19 protein-coding genes and 1 pseudogene are annotated in these 19,331 nt (G+C 55.0%); 9 read left to right on the forward strand and 11 right to left on the reverse strand.

The features are described 5' to 3' along the window. Window positions 1–80 precede the first annotated feature (80 nt). Complete coding sequence (locus RGV06_RS08535; RefSeq protein ID WP_019829161.1) at window positions 81–587, forward strand: GNAT family N-acetyltransferase; 507 nt, start codon at window positions 81–83, stop codon at window positions 585–587. Here RGV06_RS08535 and RGV06_RS08540 read toward each other — a convergent pair. Further along, on the reverse strand, window positions 584–1,075 hold the full coding sequence (locus tag RGV06_RS08540) for a GyrI-like domain-containing protein (protein WP_019829160.1): 492 nt from the start codon (window positions 1,073–1,075) through the stop codon (window positions 584–586). The two genes, RGV06_RS08535 and RGV06_RS08540, sit on opposite strands and share 4 nt — an antisense overlap. Window positions 1,076–1,274: 199 nt before the next feature. On the opposite strand from RGV06_RS08540, the gene alaC reads away from it, so the two are divergent. After that, window positions 1,275–2,483: an alanine transaminase gene (alaC, locus tag RGV06_RS08545; protein WP_019829159.1), complete on the forward strand. Its 1,209-nt coding sequence runs from the start codon at window positions 1,275–1,277 to the stop codon at window positions 2,481–2,483. A gap of 141 nt (window positions 2,484–2,624) precedes the next feature. Here alaC and RGV06_RS08550 read toward each other — a convergent pair whose 3' ends face one another. Further along, window positions 2,625–3,977 (reverse strand): GntP family permease, encoded by a 1,353-nt coding sequence (locus tag RGV06_RS08550; RefSeq protein WP_019829158.1) that lies wholly within the window; start codon window positions 3,975–3,977, stop codon window positions 2,625–2,627. An 85-nt stretch (window positions 3,978–4,062) separates the two neighbouring features. Further along, the gene (locus RGV06_RS08555) at window positions 4,063–4,596 is read right to left on the reverse strand and encodes a gluconokinase (RefSeq protein ID WP_019829157.1); all 534 of its coding nucleotides are present in this window, start codon (window positions 4,594–4,596) and stop codon (window positions 4,063–4,065) included. A gap of 229 nt (window positions 4,597–4,825) precedes the next feature. On the opposite strand from RGV06_RS08555, the gene RGV06_RS08560 reads away from it, so the two are divergent. Next, a complete protein-coding gene (locus RGV06_RS08560; RefSeq protein WP_322149813.1) occupies window positions 4,826–5,857 on the forward strand; it encodes a LacI family DNA-binding transcriptional regulator in 1,032 nt (343 codons plus the stop codon). A 190-nt stretch (window positions 5,858–6,047) separates the two neighbouring features. Here RGV06_RS08560 and RGV06_RS25760 read toward each other — a convergent pair whose 3' ends face one another. Both RGV06_RS25760 and RGV06_RS25765 read right to left on the reverse strand, forming a co-directional pair. Then, window positions 6,048–6,620, reverse strand: a complete 573-nt coding sequence (locus RGV06_RS25760) for a methyl-accepting chemotaxis protein (protein WP_401014846.1) — start codon at window positions 6,618–6,620, stop codon at window positions 6,048–6,050. Further along, a pseudogene (locus RGV06_RS25765) lies at window positions 6,597–7,367 on the reverse strand (PAS domain-containing protein); the annotation flags it as partial. The gene RGV06_RS25760 and the pseudogene RGV06_RS25765, both read right to left, overlap by 24 nt. Before the next feature lie 600 nt (window positions 7,368–7,967). Between RGV06_RS25765 and RGV06_RS08570 the strand changes: the two are divergent. Then, on the forward strand, window positions 7,968–8,417 hold the full coding sequence (locus RGV06_RS08570) for a GNAT family N-acetyltransferase (protein WP_082113352.1): 450 nt from the start codon (window positions 7,968–7,970) through the stop codon (window positions 8,415–8,417). Here RGV06_RS08570 and def read toward each other — a convergent pair. Together def and RGV06_RS08580 are read right to left on the reverse strand one after the other, a co-directional pair. Further along, complete coding sequence (gene def, locus RGV06_RS08575; protein WP_198820990.1) at window positions 8,371–8,910, reverse strand: peptide deformylase; 540 nt, start codon at window positions 8,908–8,910, stop codon at window positions 8,371–8,373. The genes RGV06_RS08570 and def overlap by 47 nt on opposite strands. 2 nt (window positions 8,911–8,912) lie before the next feature. Next, the gene (locus RGV06_RS08580) at window positions 8,913–9,866 is read right to left on the reverse strand and encodes a YihY/virulence factor BrkB family protein (RefSeq protein ID WP_019829151.1); all 954 of its coding nucleotides are present in this window, start codon (window positions 9,864–9,866) and stop codon (window positions 8,913–8,915) included. A 280-nt stretch (window positions 9,867–10,146) separates the two neighbouring features. Between RGV06_RS08580 and RGV06_RS08585 the strand changes: the two genes are divergently transcribed. Continuing rightward, window positions 10,147–10,527 (forward strand): hypothetical protein, encoded by a 381-nt coding sequence (locus RGV06_RS08585; protein WP_322149814.1) that lies wholly within the window; start codon window positions 10,147–10,149, stop codon window positions 10,525–10,527. 255 nt (window positions 10,528–10,782) lie between these two features. On the opposite strand, the gene fadD1 is transcribed toward RGV06_RS08585, so the two are convergent. Both fadD1 and fadD2 read right to left on the reverse strand, forming a co-directional pair. Continuing rightward, window positions 10,783–12,474: a long-chain-fatty-acid--CoA ligase FadD1 gene (fadD1, locus tag RGV06_RS08590; protein ID WP_046808857.1), complete on the reverse strand. Its 1,692-nt coding sequence runs from the start codon at window positions 12,472–12,474 to the stop codon at window positions 10,783–10,785. Window positions 12,475–12,833: 359 nt separating this feature from the next. After that, complete coding sequence (gene fadD2 / locus RGV06_RS08595; protein ID WP_019829148.1) at window positions 12,834–14,522, reverse strand: long-chain-fatty-acid--CoA ligase FadD2; 1,689 nt, start codon at window positions 14,520–14,522, stop codon at window positions 12,834–12,836. A gap of 209 nt (window positions 14,523–14,731) precedes the next feature. Between fadD2 and RGV06_RS08600 the strand changes: the two genes are divergently transcribed. Beyond that, entirely contained in the window at window positions 14,732–15,676 is a 945-nt protein-coding gene (locus RGV06_RS08600) for an alpha/beta hydrolase (RefSeq protein WP_046808858.1), read from the forward strand. Window positions 15,677–15,752: 76 nt separating this feature from the next. After that, complete coding sequence (locus RGV06_RS08605; protein WP_019829146.1) at window positions 15,753–16,223, forward strand: MaoC family dehydratase; 471 nt, start codon at window positions 15,753–15,755, stop codon at window positions 16,221–16,223. 131 nt (window positions 16,224–16,354) lie between these two features. Here the strand turns inward: RGV06_RS08605 and RGV06_RS08610 are convergent, their stop codons facing one another. After that, a complete protein-coding gene (locus tag RGV06_RS08610) occupies window positions 16,355–16,822 on the reverse strand; it encodes a PA2169 family four-helix-bundle protein (RefSeq protein WP_019829145.1) in 468 nt (155 codons plus the stop codon). 207 nt (window positions 16,823–17,029) lie between these two features. Here RGV06_RS08610 and RGV06_RS08615 point away from each other — a divergent pair, with 207 nt between their 5' ends. Next, entirely contained in the window at window positions 17,030–17,266 is a 237-nt protein-coding gene (locus RGV06_RS08615) for a DUF3820 family protein (protein WP_019829144.1), read from the forward strand. Between the two features lie 11 nt (window positions 17,267–17,277). Further along, window positions 17,278–18,468, forward strand: a complete 1,191-nt coding sequence (locus RGV06_RS08620) for an aminotransferase class V-fold PLP-dependent enzyme (protein WP_322149816.1) — start codon at window positions 17,278–17,280, stop codon at window positions 18,466–18,468. A gap of 187 nt (window positions 18,469–18,655) precedes the next feature. Here the strand turns inward: RGV06_RS08620 and RGV06_RS08625 are convergent, their stop codons facing one another. Then, entirely contained in the window at window positions 18,656–19,321 is a 666-nt protein-coding gene (locus tag RGV06_RS08625; RefSeq protein WP_019829141.1) for a bifunctional 4-hydroxy-2-oxoglutarate aldolase/2-dehydro-3-deoxy-phosphogluconate aldolase, read from the reverse strand. Window positions 19,322–19,331: the final 10 nt, after the last annotated feature.

Below are 19,331 nucleotides of genomic sequence, written 5' to 3' on the forward strand. Positions count from 1 at the left end.
GGTAGAAACTGACGCGATGCTCAGCCGTAACTGACTTAACGCGTCAGTTACCCCCTATTGCGCCTCGACAGAATCTAGACATGAACACCCGCCTCTGCGCCCATGAAGACCTGACCCTCCTGCAGCGCGAGCAACTGCGCAAGATTGAGGTAGGACCTGATCAAATCGTATTTTGCGGCGACATAGCGTCGGCCTTGCACTCGCTGCCTGCTCAGCCACACGAGGGAATCAAAGGATTGGTGCTGCTCTGTGAGGAGTTGCCGGTTGCCTTTTTATTACTTAAGCGTGAGCCACTGTTGGCCCATTGGGCCGAGGCTGGCAGCGCCACCTTGCATGCGTTTCAGGTCGACAGCCGCGTTCAGGGGCTGGGGCTGGGTAAAGCCTGTCTGCGCGAACTCCCCCGAGCCATTCAGCAGTTCTGGCCCGAAATCAGCCAATTGATGCTATCGGTAAGCCCGTTTAACGCCAGCGCCCTGGCCTTTTATCTGAGCCAGGGATGGACCGAACAGGGTGAAGCCTATCGTGGCGAGCGACGCTTGGTCCTTTCTCTGATGTCACCCGCTCAGCCCCAACTGCGAGCAAGCTAAACGGGTTTCTTAACTGGCAACCAGATCTCTAGCAGCCCTGTGCCGGTGTCCGGATTAAAATCTGCGCTGTAACGTTCAAACTCGGGCGCATCCACTGCTTCGTAGCCCGACTGAGGCAGCCAGTCTTTCCAGATCGCCTGAAACGTCTGCGCAAGGGTGTCCAATGGGCCGTGATGCTCAAAGACCGCATACGACTGCTCTTGCAACTCAATCCAGCGATAGCGCTCGGGCAAATCGTCCAGCTTGCTGATAGCCACGCCAGCAATGTATTCAAAGCCCCCCTCGCCATCAGGATTGCAACAAACGCCGTAGGTTTCCTCGCCAATTTGACTTGGTACCTTTCCGATTTCCGGAATGAATTTTTCCCACAGTTGTGGAATTCGGCTAGCAGTCTCCTGAGTGAAACGGCCACCCAATCCCGCGATCAATTGAAACTGACCTTTGGTAAATCGCGGCGCCGACAGTTCGAACTTTTTTATTTGATCCATGGGGCATACTCGATGGAGTAAGTAGGAAACCTAGCAGCAGAGTATAGGAACAAAAATACAGCCCAGTCGGATCGGCGAGAAAATAGGTCCTGACAGCATCTAGACAAAAGGCCATCACCGCCCGTATTGTTCCGCCCAGACCACCGCAGTGGTCAACGTCGCTCGGACGGTTCCGGGCGCTTACGTATCAGAGGCACACATGGCAGACCAAGGTTCGCCGCGCCGCTTTGCGCGCATAGATCGACTCCCCCCTTATGTTTTCAACATCACTGCTGAACTGAAGATGGCCGCCCGACGTCGTGGCGAAGACATCATCGACTTCAGCATGGGTAACCCTGACGGCCCGACACCTCCTCATATCGTTGAAAAACTCTGCACCGTCGCACAGCGTGAGGACACTCACGGCTACTCGACATCGCGTGGCATTCCTCGCCTGCGTCGTGCTATTTCTCGCTGGTATGCCGACCGTTACAACGTTGAGATTGATCCGGAACACGAAGCCATCGTCACCATCGGTTCCAAGGAAGGTCTGGCGCACTTGATGCTCGCCACCCTGGATCAGGGCGACACCGTGCTGGTGCCTAACCCCAGCTACCCGATTCACATTTACGGTGCCGTGATCGCCGGCGCCCAAGTGCGTTCGGTGCCGCTGATTCCTGGCGTGGACTTTTTTGCCGAGCTGGAAAAAGCCATTCGCGGCTCGATCCCCAAGCCAAAAATGATGATCCTGGGCTTCCCGTCCAACCCGACGGCGCAATGCGTTGAACTGGATTTTTTCGAGCGCGTAGTGGCGCTGGCCAAACAGTACGATGTACTGGTGGTTCACGACCTGGCTTACGCCGACATTGTCTATGATGGCTGGAAAGCGCCCTCGATCATGCAAGTACCGGGCGCCAAGGACGTAGCCGTGGAGTTCTTCACCCTGTCCAAAAGCTACAACATGGCAGGCTGGCGGATTGGTTTTATGGTGGGTAATCCGGAGCTGGTCAATGCCCTGGCACGGATCAAGAGCTACCACGACTATGGCACCTTCACCCCGCTGCAAGTCGCGGCCATCGCTGCGCTCGAAGGCGACCAGCAGTGCGTCAAGGATATTGCCGAGCAGTACCGCCAGCGCCGTAACGTGATCGTCAAAGGGTTGCACGAACTGGGATGGATGGTCGAAAACCCGAAAGCTTCGATGTATGTCTGGGCCAAGATTCCCGAGGCTTATGCACACATGGGTTCACTGGAGTTCGCCAAAAAGCTGCTGTCGGACGCCAAGGTCTGTGTGTCGCCAGGAGTAGGATTTGGTGAGTATGGCGACGACCATGTGCGTTTTGCCCTGATTGAAAATCAGGACCGCATTCGTCAGGCGCTACGTGGCATTCGCGCCATGTTTCGCGCAGATGGCTTTAACGCTGGCTAAAGCCCGGCGCAAACCAAACCTGTAGATGCTCTATGTGGGAGCGAGCCTGCTCGCGAAAGACCTTCGCGAGCAGGCTCGCTCCCACATTGGCAGTTTTCCTGTAGCCGCTGCCGCAGGCTGCGACTACAAAATGTTGATGGCTTAAACCACCAGCGACAGCAGCAGAATAAAGATCAAACCTACAATCGACAGAATGGTTTCCATCGCGGTCCAGGTCTTGAACGTTTCAGCCACGGTCATGTTGAAGTACTGCTTCACCAGCCAGAAACCTGCATCGTTGACGTGAGACAGAATCAACGAGCCAGCCCCTGTCGCCAGGACCAGCAGTTCGCGGTTTACACCTGGAATCATGTCTACCACCGGCAACACAATCCCCGCCCCGGTAATCGTCGCCACAGTCGCAGAACCTGTTGCGATACGAATCACCGCGGCCACCAGCCAGGCCAGCAGGATTGGCGAAATTTGTGCGTTCACCGCCATATGGCCGATCACATCACCCACACCGCTCGCTACCAGCATTTGCTTGAAACCGCCGCCCGCACCAATGATCAGAATGATCGCTGCGGTAGGGGCCAGGCTCGCGTCGAGCAGTTTGAGAATGCGCTTGGAGTCGATCCCCTGGCGCGCGCCAAAGGTGTAGAGCGCCAGCAGCAATGCCAACAACAGAGCGCTGATCGGGTGGCCGATCATGTCCATCCAGACACGGAAGAAGTTGCCATCAGGCAGCGCGACGTCAGCAAACGTCTTGAGCAACATCAGGAACACCGGCAGCAGCACAGTGATCAGGGTGATGGAGAAGCTCGGCAGCGTGCTGGATTCCGGCTCGCTCGCCAGCTGGTCCATCAGCTCCTGGGATGCGTGACCCGGGATGTACTTAGAGATAAACGTGCCATAAATCGGACCGGCAATGATCGCGGTAGGCAGTGCAACGATCAGACCGTACAAAATAGTCTTACCGATATCGGCACCAAATACCCCGATGGCCAGCAGGGGGCCCGGGTGCGGTGGCACCAGGCCGTGTACCGCCGACAAACCTGCGAGCAATGGAATACCGATTTTGATGATCGACACGCCGGTACGACGCGCAACGATGAACACCAAAGGAATCAGCAGTACAAAGCCGATTTCGAAGAACAGCGGAATACCGACCAGGAAAGCGGCAAACATCATCGCCCACTGCACTTTTTCCTTGCCGAAGGCACGGATCAAGGTACGGGCAATTTGGTCAGCACCACCGGAGTCAGCCATCATTTTGCCAAGCATGGTGCCCAGTGCCAGGATGATCCCGACAAAGCCCAACACACCACCAAAGCCGTCCTGGAACGATTTGATGATCAGGTTGGCAGGCATGCCGGCGGTCAAGCCCAGAAACGCGGAGGCGATGATCAGAGCAATGAATGGGTGCAGCTTGAATCGGGTGATCAGTACGATCAGCCCGATGATGGTGACCACTGCATCGAGCAGCAGAAACGTATTGTGGGACATGCCTAGCATGGGGCGTCTCCTGCCTTTTTGTTCTTATCAAGTACGTGTGTGCCGCTACAGCCGAGGCAGGTAGCGCTATCTGATTGAAACAACATCATGAGGTTGCCATTACCGTCTGCTCGCACCACCAATCCTGGGCAGCGCTCGCTAATTGCTTAATGTTCATCTCGGCTGCATTCAGGGTCAGCACCAATGACTCATTGGTGGGTGACTCAAGCGCAGCGAACTGACTGTCGATCAGGGTCTTGGGCATGAAATGCCCCGGACGATCGGCCACTCGCGCTGCGGCAACCTCGGGGGTCAGCTCCAGAAACACAAAACCCAAACCGTCGACCGCACCACGCAAGCGTTCGCGATAGCGCAGCTTTAGCGCCGAGCAGGTCAAGACCGGACGCTGGCCGCTGGCAACCGCACGACGCAATTCATCGCACAGGCTGTCTAACCAGCCGGCACGGTCTTCATCGGTCAGGGGAATACCGGCACTCATTTTGTCAATGTTGGCCGCAGGGTGAAACGCATCGCCTTCAATCGGGGTCGCGCCATTGAGCTGGCACAGTGCCTGGCTAACGCTGGACTTGCCGCAGCCGGCAACGCCCATGATGACCAGAGCAGTGATAGGTTGACTCATGAAACACCTCAGTCCGTAGACAGCGCTGTCTTTGTTCATGCGTTCAATACTTGAAAGCAAAGCACAAAGCCTAGGCTACCGACGTCTATTTCTCATTTTTATGGGGAGACGCGGTGACGCTCTCGACATACAAAGCTGGGGTAACTGATTTACACACAATCAGGCAATTGCGGGCACGTCAGGACAGCGCTACCTTAGTGACTTGTTTTTTGTTTGGCAAGCCGCCCCGATGACCACCTCTAAAAACGATAAAAACACCCGAACCACGGGTCGCCCCACCCTTAACGAAGTTGCCCGCCTTGCAGGGGTCAGCCCTATCACGGCCTCCCGTGCCTTGCGCGGTATCAGCAGCGTCGCGACGGACCTTGCCGAAAAGGTGCGAATCGCAGCAGACGAGCTGAACTACGTGGTTAACCCGGCTGCTCGGGCACTGGCTTCGGCACAGAGTCACTCCGTTGTGGTACTGGTCCCTTCATTGTCCAATCTGTTGTTCATCGACACCCTCGAAGCCATCCATGACGTATTGCGTCCCCGGGGGTTTGAGGTGCTGATCGGTAACTTTCACTACTCGCGCGATGAAGAAGAGAACCTGCTGCGCAACTACATGTCCTACCAGCCACGAGGTCTTTTGCTGACCGGCTTTGACCGCTCCGAAAGCTCACGCCGGATGATTGAAAGCAGCAATGTACCCTGCGTGTACATGATGGAGCTGGATGCCGCCGAGGGCCTGAACTGCGTCGGTTTCTCCCAGTTAAAAGCCGGTGAAACCGCTGCCCGCCATTTGATCTCCCGTGGTCGCAAGCGTCTGGCCTATATAGGCGCTCAACTCGATCAGCGCACGCTGCTGCGTGGCGAGGGCTATCGCCGCGCTTTGCAGGAAGCCGGCTTGTACAATCCGGAGCTTGAACTGCTGACGCCGCGCCCGTCCTCTGTTGGCCTTGGTGGCGAACTGTTCCTGCAGTTGCTGGCCAGCCATCCGCAGGTAGATGCGATCTTTTTCGGCAACGATGACCTTGCCCAGGGCGCACTGCTGGAAGCCGCACGCACCGGCATTAAAATCCCGGAGCAGATCGCCATATTAGGTTTTAACGACCTTCCGTCCTCGGAATTTATGGTGCCGCGCTTAAGCAGTATTCGCACCCCCCGAGAAGCCATCGGCCGTCGTGCGGCCGAGCAGATGCTCACACTGATGGCCGGCAATAAAGTCGCTAATCCAGTGCAGGACATGGGATTTGAACTGATGGTGCGTGAGAGCAGCTAAAGCCCGTAGCAGCTGCCGAAGGAACGAGGCTGCGTCCGGCTGCGCAGCAGTCGTAAACCCGGTGTACGCAATGTCACTGAAATACCCCGACTGAATGGTTTTACGAGCGCTACGCACTCGGACGTAGCCTCGCACGACTCGTCAACTGCTACCGGGTTTTGCTCACCCAGTCGAGAATGTGTTGCGGCCTTTAATGCAGTTGCAACGTTGAGTTGAACTGGCTGATGGCATCGACCACATGCCTGGAGCCTTGCTGGATTTCCAGAATCGCCTCCCCTGCCTCATTCGCCAGTTCAACGCCCAAGCCGGTTCGACTCAGGCTCGACTGCATGCTGGTCACCGCACTCAGCGAGAGGTCGTGGTTTCTGCGCACCACTTCAACAATTTCCAGAGTGGCCGCACTCGTGCGAGCCGCCAGGGTTCTGACTTCATCCGCCACCACGGCAAATCCGCGTCCATGCTCGCCTGCCCTCGCCGCCTCTATCGCGGCATTGAGCGCCAACAAATTGGTTTGATCGGCAATCCCGCGAATGGTCTGCACAATCTTGCCTATGTTGTCTGACTGCCTGCTCACCGCATCAATACTTTGTGCAGCTTCATTGAGGTCTTTGGAGATAGCTTCAATGATTTGCACCGTCTGCTGAACCACCTGCGAACCTTTCTGCGCACAGGCGTCGTTTTGCACAGATGTGCTGTGGGCTGATTCCGCGGCGGTTTGCAGGTTCGTGACTTGAGCGGTGATATCACTGGCGAACTTCACCACTTTGTATAAACGGCCCTTGGCGTCAAAAATCGGGTTGTAGGACGCCTCGAGGTAAACCGTATGACCGTATTTATCGACCCGTTCAAATCGCCTGGAGTGGTATTCGCCACGATTAAGCGAAGCCCAAAAAGCTTTATACCCGGCAGACTCTGCCTCACTTCTGCGACAGAACATGCCGTGGTGCTGGCCGACGATTTCACTCAACGAATAATGCATGGTGTCGAGAAAATTCTGATTGGCATTCATCACCCGACCATCAGGAGAAAACTCGATCACGGCCATCGAGCGGCTCAACGCATTCACGATGCTCTGATTTTCGTGTTCTTTGTTGATTCGAGCGGTGATGTCAGAAGCCACCTTGATCACACGGGTGACGTGCATGTCTGCATCGACAATGGGCATGTAACTGGCTTCCAGCCACACCTCGCGCCCTGCCTTGTCGAGACGTGAAAAGGTGCCATTCAAGGGGTCGCCGTGCGCCAGATCGCTCCAGAAGTGACTGTAGTCGCTGGATCGTGCGTAAGCGTTTTCGCAAAAAAGTCGGTGGTGCTTACCGCGGATTTCGTCAGCGGAATAACCCATTACCCTGCAGAAGTTCTCGTTGGCCTCCAGAATGGTGCCATCAGGAGCAAATTCAATGATTGCCATGGACCGACTGATTGCTTGCACTTTGGCTAATGTTTCATTTAACGAGCCGTTTAGACGTTTGTTCTCAAGCAGGTCGGCTTTGCTATGCAAATTAAACATGGCTCAATCCCTGGAGGTGCTGTCTATTGATAATTCAAAAGTTTGAAGGCACGGCAAATCACCCGACTTTTAACTTTTAACGTTAGAGCTGTACGCACTTCGAGGGTTTAAGCATTTACCGCTCAGGCCCCGTCACGATGGAGCATAGCTAGCCAAATGATACGTGCAAGCATATGGCCATCAACCTGCGACGGAACGCTCAAGCTTTAGAAAATCACCGAATGGAGGATGCGCGATTAAAACTGGCAGGGGCTCAAACACCGAGCCCCCGGCAAATGGCTTAATGCCCAAACAATCCTGTATCGGATTTCTTGGATTTTTTATCAGCGCGTTTTTCATCGGCTGTTTTGGCGGGCTTTTTCTTCGCCGCTTTCTTTGAATCCATGCCTTTAGCCATGTTGTGCGCTCCAGTGTTCAGGGATGTGAACTCAGGTATAACACTGATCCGCTGCAAACTTTTATTTAAACGCTGTTATTCAAAAAAGAATGAGCGGTCTCGTGTTTTAATTTCGAATAAACCTTTAAAAGTTTCTTCGATTACCGCGCAAATCCAACCTGTTGATTGTTTATACTGCGCGACCTCTCCTTAAGCCTCGACTTATGACTGCCCTAGTTTATGCCCCACTTGAAGCGCCTTTATGGCCGTTAATGAACAAGTTTTACCGTGCCCATCAATCGTCGATGAAAGCGGTCAAGGACGCACAGCTGTGGGTCGCCCGCCAAGAAGACATCATTGCGGGGCTGTGCCTGCGACCACTGGCTCACGGCCACTGGCTGACTGGATTGTTTGTCGCACCGGCACTGCGCGGGAAAGGCGTGGCAGGTGAACTGGTCAGGCATGCTGTGAGCAGCTGTGAGGGGCCAGTCTGGTTGTTCTGCGATCCCGAACTGCAAGGATTCTATGAAAAACTGGGGTTCTGCCTGGACGTGGAATTGCCCCACGCCCTGCACGAGCGGCTGGTTCGCTATCAACGCAACAAGGCGATGATAGCGATGGGGGTAACTACTCCTTCGTACCCGGCTCCAGATCAGGAAACAGTACCTCGATAAAACCGAACTTGCTGAAGTCCTTGATCCGAGACGGATACAGCCGACCTATCAGGTGATCGCACTCATGCTGGACTACCCGCGCATGAAAACCTTCAGCCACCCGTACGATCGGCTCACCTTTGGGGGTGAAGCCCTCGTAACGGATCTTGTGAAAACGCTCAACGACCCCGCGCAGACCTGGTACTGACAGGCAACCCTCCCAATCCTCCTCAAGCGCCGGGCTCAAAGGTGTGATCAGCGGGTTGATCAAGATGGTCTGAGGCACGGCCTCGGCATCCGGGTAACGTTCGCTGTGCTCGAAACCGAAGATGATCAATTGCAGGTCAACCCCGATTTGCGGAGCCGCAAGACCCACGCCACCAGCGTGCTCCATGGTCTGCAGCATGTCGTCGATCAATTGCCAGAGTTCTGGAGTATCAAACATTTCATCCGGGACTGGCTGGGCTACACGTAATAGACGCTCATCGCCCATTTTCAAGATTTCACGAATCATGGTCAGTATTCATCAGAAGTGGGTTTAAGGGAGTGGTCACGCCCAAGGCCGGAGACATGTTGCTTGGGATCAGGGTCGTCAGATTCATCGAATGTCTTCTCACCCGGATTCTTGCCTTCAGCCGACATGTGTTCAATCACAGCATTCATTTCAGCACCCAGCAACAGCACTGCGGACGAAATGTAGAAGTACAGCAACAGGACGATGATTGCGCCGATACTGCCATACATGGCGTTGTAGTCCGCGAAGGTTTTGACATAAAAGGCAAACCCCAAGGACGCAATGATCCAGACCACCACCGCCAGCACCGAGCCCGGCGTGATAAAGCGAAACTTCTGCTCCACATCCGGCATGACGTAATACATCAACGCCACGGCCACCATCATCAACAGGATAACCACCGGCCAGCGCAGGATGGTCCACAGAGTCACCACAAAGTCTTCAAGGCCTACCTGCCCCGCCAGCCAGCTCATCACCTGCGGCCCTAGCACCATCAATGCCGCGGCAACCAGCAGCATCCCGGCAATGCCGATGGTGTAAAAAATCGACAGCGGAAAACGCTTCCAGATGGGACGACCTTCGACCACGTCATATGCGGCGTTCATTGCACTCATCATCAGCCTTACGCCTGCAGAAGCCGTCCATAAGGCAATCACGATACCCACTGACAGTAATCCGCCCTTGGATTGCTGTAACTGATCGATCACCGGATTGACCTGCTCCAGCGCTTGCGGTGGCAGTACCAGCTCGGACTGCAGGCGCAGCCACGAAAAGAAGTCGGGAAGATGCAAAAAGCCGATCAGGGCAATCAGAAACAGAATGAAGGGGAATAATGAAAACAGCATTTGATAGGCCAACGCCGAGGCATAAGTCGACATCTCATCGTCGATAAACTCCTTGACCGTACGGATCAAGACTTTGCCCAAAGGCAGGCCGTTCAAGCCTGGAAAAAACATAGCGTCTCCTTTCGCCGCTGAGTTATTGAGATCACACGCCTCCAAGCGAAGGGTTGTACCTAAAAGTAGTCCAATTGGCGACGTTAAAAGCACTGGATTGCCAAACCCGTGAAAGGACCACTGCAAGTGTTGACCTGCCTGCCCCGTAGCGAGTTTCATTTATTTCTGCCGATCATTTCGTCGATCAGAGCAGGTTGGGCTTTATGTTTGCCCGCTAACCCCCGAGAATACGCGACGTATTCAGGCTATGGCGCTGAAGATCCGCAATTGTAGGAAGTTTATGAAACTCGATAAAAAGCTGGCTATTGCCCGCAGAAACCAGGAACTCGGCGGCGCGGTACTCGGCGTCAACAACTGCCATTTCGCCGCACTGAACACCAACAAGAACATCTGGTGGTTCGATATTCCGCTGGCCCGCCTGGCCATCGGTCAATACGAATGGGTGCACCTGCTGCTGCACACCCCAAGCACCGACGAACTGCTGCACCTGAAGGTTACCACTGCTTTCCTGCGTGAAAAACGCGAAGGCATGGTTGTTCGCGCGACGCACAAGCGTACGCCGACCATGAGCCTTGAGCTGAGCGCAGACAAGGACTCCTACTTGCAGGACGTTCGTCCGACAGGTACTGGTGTTAACTTCTCGCAGTTCTTGCAGAAATAAACCCAAAGGCCACAACCTGTGGCCGTCCTGTAGCAGCTGCCGAAGGAACGAGGCTGCGTTCGAGCGCGAAGCGGTCGTAAATCAGGCGAGCGCGGTGTATCTGGCACACTACATCGAATGGTTTTACGACGGCTGTGCCGGGGTGCCGCATCACGCCGAACGCAGCCTCGTTCCTTCGCCAGCTGCTACAACAGATCTTCGCCGTTTCAAAACGAAAAAGCCCCGCATTGCGGGGCTTTTTCGTATCCGGGCGAGTTACTTTTTAAGGCCCAGCTTTTTCAGTTCTTCGTCACGCAGCTCACGACGCAGAATTTTGCCGACGTTGGTAGTCGGCAAGCTGTCGCGGAACTCGACGAATTTCGGTGCCTTGTAAGCCGTCAGATTGGCGCGCATGTGCGCCATGACCTGATCCTTGGTCAGGGTCATGCCCGGCTTGACCACGATAAACACCTTGATCAATTCCCCGGTTTTTTCATCCGGTATGCCGATTGCTGCTGACTGCAGTACGCCAGGCAATGAAGCCATCACGTCTTCCAGTTCGTTCGGGTAAACATTGAACCCCGATACAAGGATCATGTCCTTCTTACGATCGACAATACGCATGTAACCATCAGGCTGAATGATCGCGATATCACCGGACTTCAACCAACCGTCGCTGTCCATGATCTCGGCGGTCGCGTCAGGGCGCAGCCAATAACCTTTCATGACCTGCGGGCCCTTGATGCACAGCTCGCCAATTTCGCCCAGCGGCAGTTCTTCACCGGCATCGTTGATCACTTTGCACAGGGTCGAAGGCATCGGAATGCCGATAGTGCCAATCTGGATGTTCTGGATCGGGTTCACCGAAGCCACTGGGCTGGTTTCAGTCATGCCATAACCTTCGCAGATCGGGCTGCCCGTCACGGTTTTCCAGCGTTCGGCTACCGACAGTTGCAAGGCCATGCCGCCCGACAACGTCATCTTGAGCGCTGAAAAGTCCAGCTTGCGGAACGCCTCGTTATTGCACAACGCTACAAACAGGGTGTTAAGACCGACAAACCCGGTGAACTTCCACTTGGAAAGCTCTTTAACCATCGCCGGCAAGTCACGGGGGTTGCTGATCAGCACGTTGTGGTTGCCAAGCAACATCATTGCCATGCAGTGAAAGGTAAAGGCATAGATGTGATACAGCGGCAATGGCGTAATCAGGATTTCACTGCCCTCATTGAGGTTGGAAGCCATCAACGCCTTGCACTGCAACATGTTGGCGATCAAGTTGCGATGGCTGAGCATCGCGCCCTTGGCCACACCGGTGGTGCCACCCGTGTATTGCAACACGGCAACTTCACTGTTCACCGGGCTTGCTTCCTTGACCGGCTGGCCCCGCCCTTTGCTCAGTACGTCATTGAACTTGATGGCCTGAGGCAAGTAATAGGCCGGCACCATCTTTTTCACATACTTGATGACCGCATTGATCAGCACACGCTTGAAGGGTGACAGCATGTCAGCCACTTCGGTGACGATCACATATTTGACCGAGGTCTGTGGAACGACCTTTTCGGCCAGATGCGCCATGTTTGCCAGGCATACCAGCGCTTTGGCACCGGAATCCTTGAACTGGTGTTCCATTTCCCGCGCGGTGTACAGCGGGTTGGTGTTGACCACGATCAAGCCGGCGCGGATGGCTCCGAACACAGCGATCGGGTACTGCAACAGGTTGGGCAATTGCACGGCGATGCGATCGCCGGGTTGCAGGTCGGTGTGCTGCTGCAACCAGGCAGCAAATGCGCCGGACTGCTCGTATAGCTCACCGTAAGTGATGGTTTTGCCGAGGTTACTGAACGCCGGTTTATCAGCGAAACGCTGGCAAGACTCCCGCAGTACCGTCTGAATATTTGGGTATTCATCTGGATTGATTTCAGCAGCAATCCCAGTTGGGTACTTATCCTTCCAAAAGCCTTCAATCATGGAAGCCCACTCCTCAGCGTCGCGAATTCTTCACCGCATCGGGTGCGGTTCTTATTTGTTTGATTTTTATAATGGACAGTTCTGGCTTTTAGTTACCTAGAAGTCACAAAGCGCGCCGAGAGTAGCAGCTTTGCCAAAGGCCGCCTAGAGCCAAAAACAGGGTTGAGAGTCACCAACCTGACTGTAGGACAATCCTAAGTCATCATTAGTGCAAAAACTCTATTACTGACAAAACCCCTCTATACCGGGCCTTTTGGATCACTCATCTGACACCTTCAGTAACGACAGGTCATTTTCACGGATGAAAAAAACGCCCACTCCCTCAAGGCAAGCGGGCGTCTGTCGCCAGGCTGAACGAATCAGGCGATATCACGTAACTCGCGACGCAGGATTTTGCCCACCGGTGTCATGGGCAAAGAATCGCGCAAAACGATTTGCTTGGGCACCTTGTAACCGGTGAAGTTGTCCTTGCAGTAGGCCTTGAGCTCTTCAACGGTCACCCCGCCAGCGCGAGGAACAACAAACAGTTTGACCGCCTCCCCGGTGCGCTCGTCCGGTACGCCAATGACCGCGCAATTGGCCACTTTTGGATGGGCCATCACGATGTCTTCAATTTCGTTGGGGTACACGTTGAAACCGGAGACGATGATCAGGTCTTTTTTGCGATCGACAATACGGACAAAGCCATCCGGATCAATCACCGCAATATCACCGGTCTTGAACCAGCCCTCGGCATCCAGTACTTCGGCTGTGGCTTCTGGGTTTTGCCAGTAGCCTTTCATCACTTGCGGACCTTTGACGCAGAGTTCGCCTCTCTCGCCCAGGCCCAAGTCGACACCTTCGTCGCTGATTACTTTCATGGCTGTACCGGGAACCGGCATCCCCACCGTCCCCAGCCTTGCCAGTGACCCGCAGGGGTTGGCACTGGCCACGGGCGAGGTTTCAGTCAGGCCGTAACCTTCGACAATGCGGCACCCAGTGAGTTTTTCCCAACGTTCAGCGGTGGCCTTGACCAGCGCCGTACCGCCCGAGTTGGTGATTTTAAGCGCGGAGAAATCCACCGTCTTGAAATCAGGGTGATCCATGAGCGCGACAAACAAGGTGTTGAGACCCAGAAAACCGGTGAATTTCCAGTTCTTGAGTTCCTTGATAAAACCTTTTATGTCACGCGGATTGGTGATCAGGACGTTGTGGTTGCCGGTGACCATCATGCCCATGCAGTTAACGGTGAATGCATAGATATGGTAGAGCGGCAGCGGGCCAATCATGATCTCGCGACCGTCCTTGAGCATCGGCTGCCCGTCAGCATCATGCTGGGAGAGGCAGGCACGCAATTGCTGCATATTGGCGATCAGATTGCCATGGGTCAGCATTGCCCCCTTGGGCAGACCGGTTGTACCGCCGGTGTATTGCAGCACTGCGGTGTCATCCAGCGTTACGGTCAGTGGCCGGATAACCTGGCCAGCACCACGGCGCAAAACACTTTTAAAAGGGATCGCCTGAGGTAACTGATAAGCCGGCACCAGCTTTTTAACCTTGTCGACCACCAGGTTTGTGATCCAGCCTTTTACGGCGGGCATCATGTCGCCCATTTTGGCTTCGATCAGGTAGTCGATCTCGATCTCTTGCAGTACTTCCTGAACGCGCTTGCCGAACATGTTCAAGTACACCAGCGCACGAATGCCCGCGCTCTTGAACTGATGGTGCATCTCGCGCGAGGTGTAGAGCGGGTTGGTGTTGACCACCACCAGCCCAGCCCGCATGGCACCAAAGACCGCAATCGGGTACTGCAGGGTATTGGGCATTTGTACGGCGATACGATCACCGGGCTTGAGATCGGTGTGTTCCTGCAGATAACCGGCAAAGGCGGCACTGTAGCGCTCAAGCTCGGCGTAGCTGATGGTCACACCCAAATTGCTGAAGGCAGGGCGATCCGCGAATTTTTTGCAGGAGCGCTCAAACACGTCAACGACCGACTTGTAGGTCGTCATGTCGATATCCAGCGGAACACCGGTTGGACGTTTGTCATTCCAGAAATCAGGTTGCATTATTTTTATCCTCGTACCTGAGCGTGTCTGGCCGCAATTTTCACTTGATGAAAAGCGGAACCTGCGGACGGTATCAGTTATCAAGTTGTAGGCAAATACAGCGATCTTCGCCATTTACATCTTGAATCTTATTACAACACGACGCCTTGATAAGTGGCTGCAGTGCAAATGCGCTATACACTGCTACGACAACAAATAAAGGAAACGCCATGATCCCTGAGACTTTTTGGCTTGGCGCGAATGACCGCAGTGGTCTTTTCGTTAACCAGTGGCTGCCTGCAGGCACGCCCAAGGCCATAGTCCTGCTGGCTCATGGCATGGCTGAACACAGTGGCCGCTATGCCCACCTGGGCAAAACCCTGTGTGATGCCGGCTTTGGACTGTATGCCCACGACCAGCGCGGTCATGGCAAAACGGCCGAACATGGGACTCTGGGGTATTTCGCCGACAACGATGGCTGGTGCGCAGTCGTCAGCGATGTCGCCAGCCTTGCTCAGCACATCGGCCAGACTCATCCAGGGGTGCCGATTTTCCTGCTCGGCCACAGCATGGGTAGTTATATCGCCCAGGCCTACATGATGCATCACGGTGCCAGTCTGCAAGGTGCCATTCTCAGTGCCTCAAATTTCCAGCCGATAGCGCTTTATCGTGCCGCCAGCCTGATCGCCCGCCTCGAGCGTTTACGCCAGGGCCCCAAGGGCCGGAGTGCGCTGATCGAGTGGCTGTCTTTCGGCTCGTTCAATAAAGCCTTCAAGCCCAATCGCACGCCATATGACTGGCTCAGTCGTGACCCGGCGCAAGTCGATGCCTATGCCAGCGACCCTTTATGCGGCTTTCGTTGCACCAACCAGCTGTGGATCGATCTGCTTGGCGGGTTGCAGCAAATCAGCAAAGCGTCCAATCTCGCTCAGATCGATCCGGGCCTGCCTTTGCTGATAATGGGCGGTGCATGTGATCCGGTAAGTGAAGGCAAGCGTCTCACTGATCTGGCCAAGGCTTTGAGAACGGCCGGAAATCGTCAGTTGCAACTGAATTTGTATCCGCAAGCGCGACACGAACTTTTCAACGAAACAAATCGCGACGAAGTGATGGCGGATGTGATCGATTGGCTCAATCAGGCATTGAGCCACGCCCGCCCCCAGCGCAGCGAATGAGTAACACCTTTTTTGTAAAAAAGTATTTTAAAATCAATATCTTAAAACCGAACACTTGTCACAGGACATGCGCTAGATGACCCAGGTTACCAACACCCCGTACGAAGCCCTCGAAGTCGGCCAGACTGCCAGCTACAGCAAAACCGTCGGAGAGCGCGATATTCAGCTTTTTGCGGCCATGTCCGGCGACCACAACCCCGTGCACCTCGATCCTGAATTCGCGGCCGCTACCATGTTTAAAGAGCGCATTGCCCATGGCATGTTCAGCGGCGCTTTGATCAGTGCTGCCGTGGCCTGTGAACTCCCAGGGCCGGGCACCATTTATGTCGGCCAGCAAATGAGCTTTCAGAAACCGGTAAAAATCGGTGACACCCTCACCGTGCGTCTGGAAATTCTGGAAAAGCTGCCAAAATTTCGCGTGCGCATTGCCACCCGAGTATTCAATCAGCGCGATGAAATCGTCGTTGATGGCGAAGCCGAGATCATCGCGCCGCGCAAGCAACAAACCGTGACCTTGCCAGTACTCCCGGCGATCAGCATCGGTTAAACGCATGCATGCAAAAGCGGGCTTGCTGGCGATGCAGTTCACTCGGTACAGGTCACATACCGGGTTACTGCTATCGCGAGCAAGCCCGCTCTCACTGTAGATCTAAAGTCGATCTACCCGCCCTGGGCTAATTAAGCCCGGGCACGTGCCTCGTTGCGCAAAGCCTTGACCTGATCGTGGTTGCGTTGCACGCCATGCAACTGACGCTCTACCAGATCACGGATACCTACCAGGTTGTGCTTGCTGATTTTTTCCAGCGCTTCCTTGTAGGCTTTCAGAGCATGGTCTTCGCCGCGCTCAGCTTCGTTGAGCACCGCTTCTTCATCCTTGCCTGTAAACACGGATTTAACGTCTACCCAGCGGCGATGCAAGTCACCGGACACGCTGGTGCTGGTTTCAGGATCGCCACCCAAGGCGCGTACCTGAGCCTGCAACTCGGCCGCAGCAGCGGCACATTCAGCCGAGCGCTTGGCAAACAGCGCTTTGAGTTCAGGGTGTTTGATATCTTCGGCGCAGGTTTTAAACCCTTCCTGACCGTCTTTGCTGGTTTCGATCAAATCGTTCAGGACGCTAATGGCTTCTTTATTGAGGTCAGTCATTGTTCAATTCCTTACAAGGTTGAGGATCGTGCAATAGAGATTGCAGGGCTCGTGCCAGTTTTTGAATTAAAAAAAACCTATAAATATCAATAAGTTATCAAAACAAGGGAAATCTGTATCCGGTTTATATGCATGATCTGTCAATTGGCCTTCATGCAAATTGCCTGTATTTTCCCCCCATAGCATTACGCACCTGAAGGCCGCTGCATGAACCCCGAAAAACTTGAACTCCTGATCACTCGCGAGATGCCTTTCGGCAAATACAAGGGCCGAATCATCGCAGACCTGCCCGGCCAATACCTGAACTGGTTTGCCCGCCAGGGCTTCCCCCATGGCGAACTGGGCGGCTTGCTGGCCCTGATGCAAGAGATCGATCACAACGGCCTGTCAGATCTGCTCGACCCGCTACGCGCAAAACACTCAAAACCCAAACCTCGCCACTAATCGAGTTGCCCATGCCAAGGATTGAAGATAACGCCCGTGACGAACACTTCTGGCACGCCATCGCCGAGCGCTACGACGTGGCACCCGGCCCGATCAATCTGGAAAATGGCTACTTCGGTCGCATGACCCGCGACGTGGCGCAGGACTACCAGCGCAATATCGACTTTATTAACCGCAACAACTCGCTGCCGGTGCGCCAGCACTTCGATGAGATTCAGAGCATTGAGATCCGCGACCGGGTTGCGGGCCTGCTGGGCGTTGCCCCGGCCAGTGTTGCACTGACTTCGCGGGCGTCCGACGCCCTGCAATCGTTGATTCGTAACTACAACGGCCTGCAACCCGGCGATCAATTGCTGATCTGCGACCTGGAATACCACAGCGTCGCATACGCGATGCGCTGGGTTGCCCAGCAGCGCGGGCTTGAGGTTATCGAAATATCCCATAAGCACCCCGCCACCCATGAAAGCGTGGTGACCCGCTATCGCGAGGCCTTTGAGCGTTACCCACGCCTCAAACTGATGGCGCTCACCCATGTCACCCACCGCACCGGACTGGTATTGCCCGTGCAGGACATTGTTGCAGCGGCCAAAGAACACGGGGTCGATGTGATCCTTGACGGTGCTCACGCGCTGGGCCAGATCGAATTCGACCTGCAGGCACTGGGCGTCTCTTTTGCGGGATACAACCTGCACAAATGGATCGGCGGACCGCTGACTCTGGGTTTTATGTACATCGACCCGCAGCGCCTGACCGATATTGATCCCGACATGGGCAACCAGCATTATCCCGAGCCGGATATTCGCAACCGCGCGCCCTATGGCACGACCAACATACCGGCATGGCTGACCCTGCCCAGAGTATTGCAAGAGCATCTGGACATGGGCGGCACACAGGCCAAGGGGGCACGGCTGAACTACCTGCGGGATCTGTGGGTAAGTGAAGCGCGAAAAATGCCGGGGATTGAAGTGCTGATCGAGGATGATCAGCGACTGCGATGCGCGATTACCTCGTTGCGCTTTACCCATCTGCAGGACCAGCAACCGATGGTTGAGCGCCTGCTCAAGGACTACAACCTGTTCACCGTCGCGCGCGATGGCTCGGCGTGTGGCAGTTGCATCCGGATAACTGTTGGGTTCACTACCACCCTGGATGACATCAATCAGCTGGTCAACGCGTTGCGCGAGCTGTCTCAGGGTAATTAGTCGATCCTGTGGGAGCGGGCTTGCTCGCGATGCTGACGACGCGGCTTTTCAAATAGAGCGCAGCGATATCATCGCGAGCAAGCCCGCTCCCACACCACCGACCCTGTGTTTTTCAGGCAAAAAAAAGGTGCGCCGACCAAGCGCACCAAAAAACCGTAGAACACACAACAAATTCGGAACTAAAACATCAATCCAGCAGCGCAAGCGCCTCAGCGGTACATTCCTGGATCCGGGCCCAATCGCCGTTTTTGATCCACTCGCTGTCCAGCATCCAGCTCCCACCTACACACATCACGTTTTTCAACGCCATGTAGTTGCGGATATTGGCCGGGCCTACACCGCCAGTCGGGCAGAATTTCACTTCACCGAACGGACCGCCCAATGCCTTGATCGCGGCCACACCACCACTGACCTCAGCCGGGAACAGTTTGAAACGACGGTAGCCCAACCCGTAACCTTCCATGATCCCGGATGCATTGCTGATACCCGGCAGCAGCGGAATATCGCTGGCAACGCTGGCCTGGAGCAAGTCACGGGTGATACCAGGCGTGACAATAAATTGCGAACCGGCTTCTTCAGCCGCCGCCAGCATGTGCCGATCCAGTACGGTACCGGCACCTGTTACCAGCTCAGGGCGCTGATCACGCAGAATGCGGATCGCCTTAAGACCGAACGAGGAGCGCAGAGTCACCTCAAGGGCAGTCAGACCACCTGCCGCCAGCGCATCTGCCAACGGCAGGATGTCTTGTTCGCGGGCGATGGTAATCACCGGCAGAATTCGGGCACGGTCACAGAGGCTGTCGATCAGGGCGACTTTATCCGCCATCGATACGTTCGCAATTGTTGTTGTCATGGCAGCTGAT

The sequence above is a fragment of the Pseudomonas sp. CCI3.1 genome (assembly GCF_034313985.1).
GTDB lineage: Bacteria > Pseudomonadota > Gammaproteobacteria > Pseudomonadales > Pseudomonadaceae > Aquipseudomonas > Aquipseudomonas psychrophila.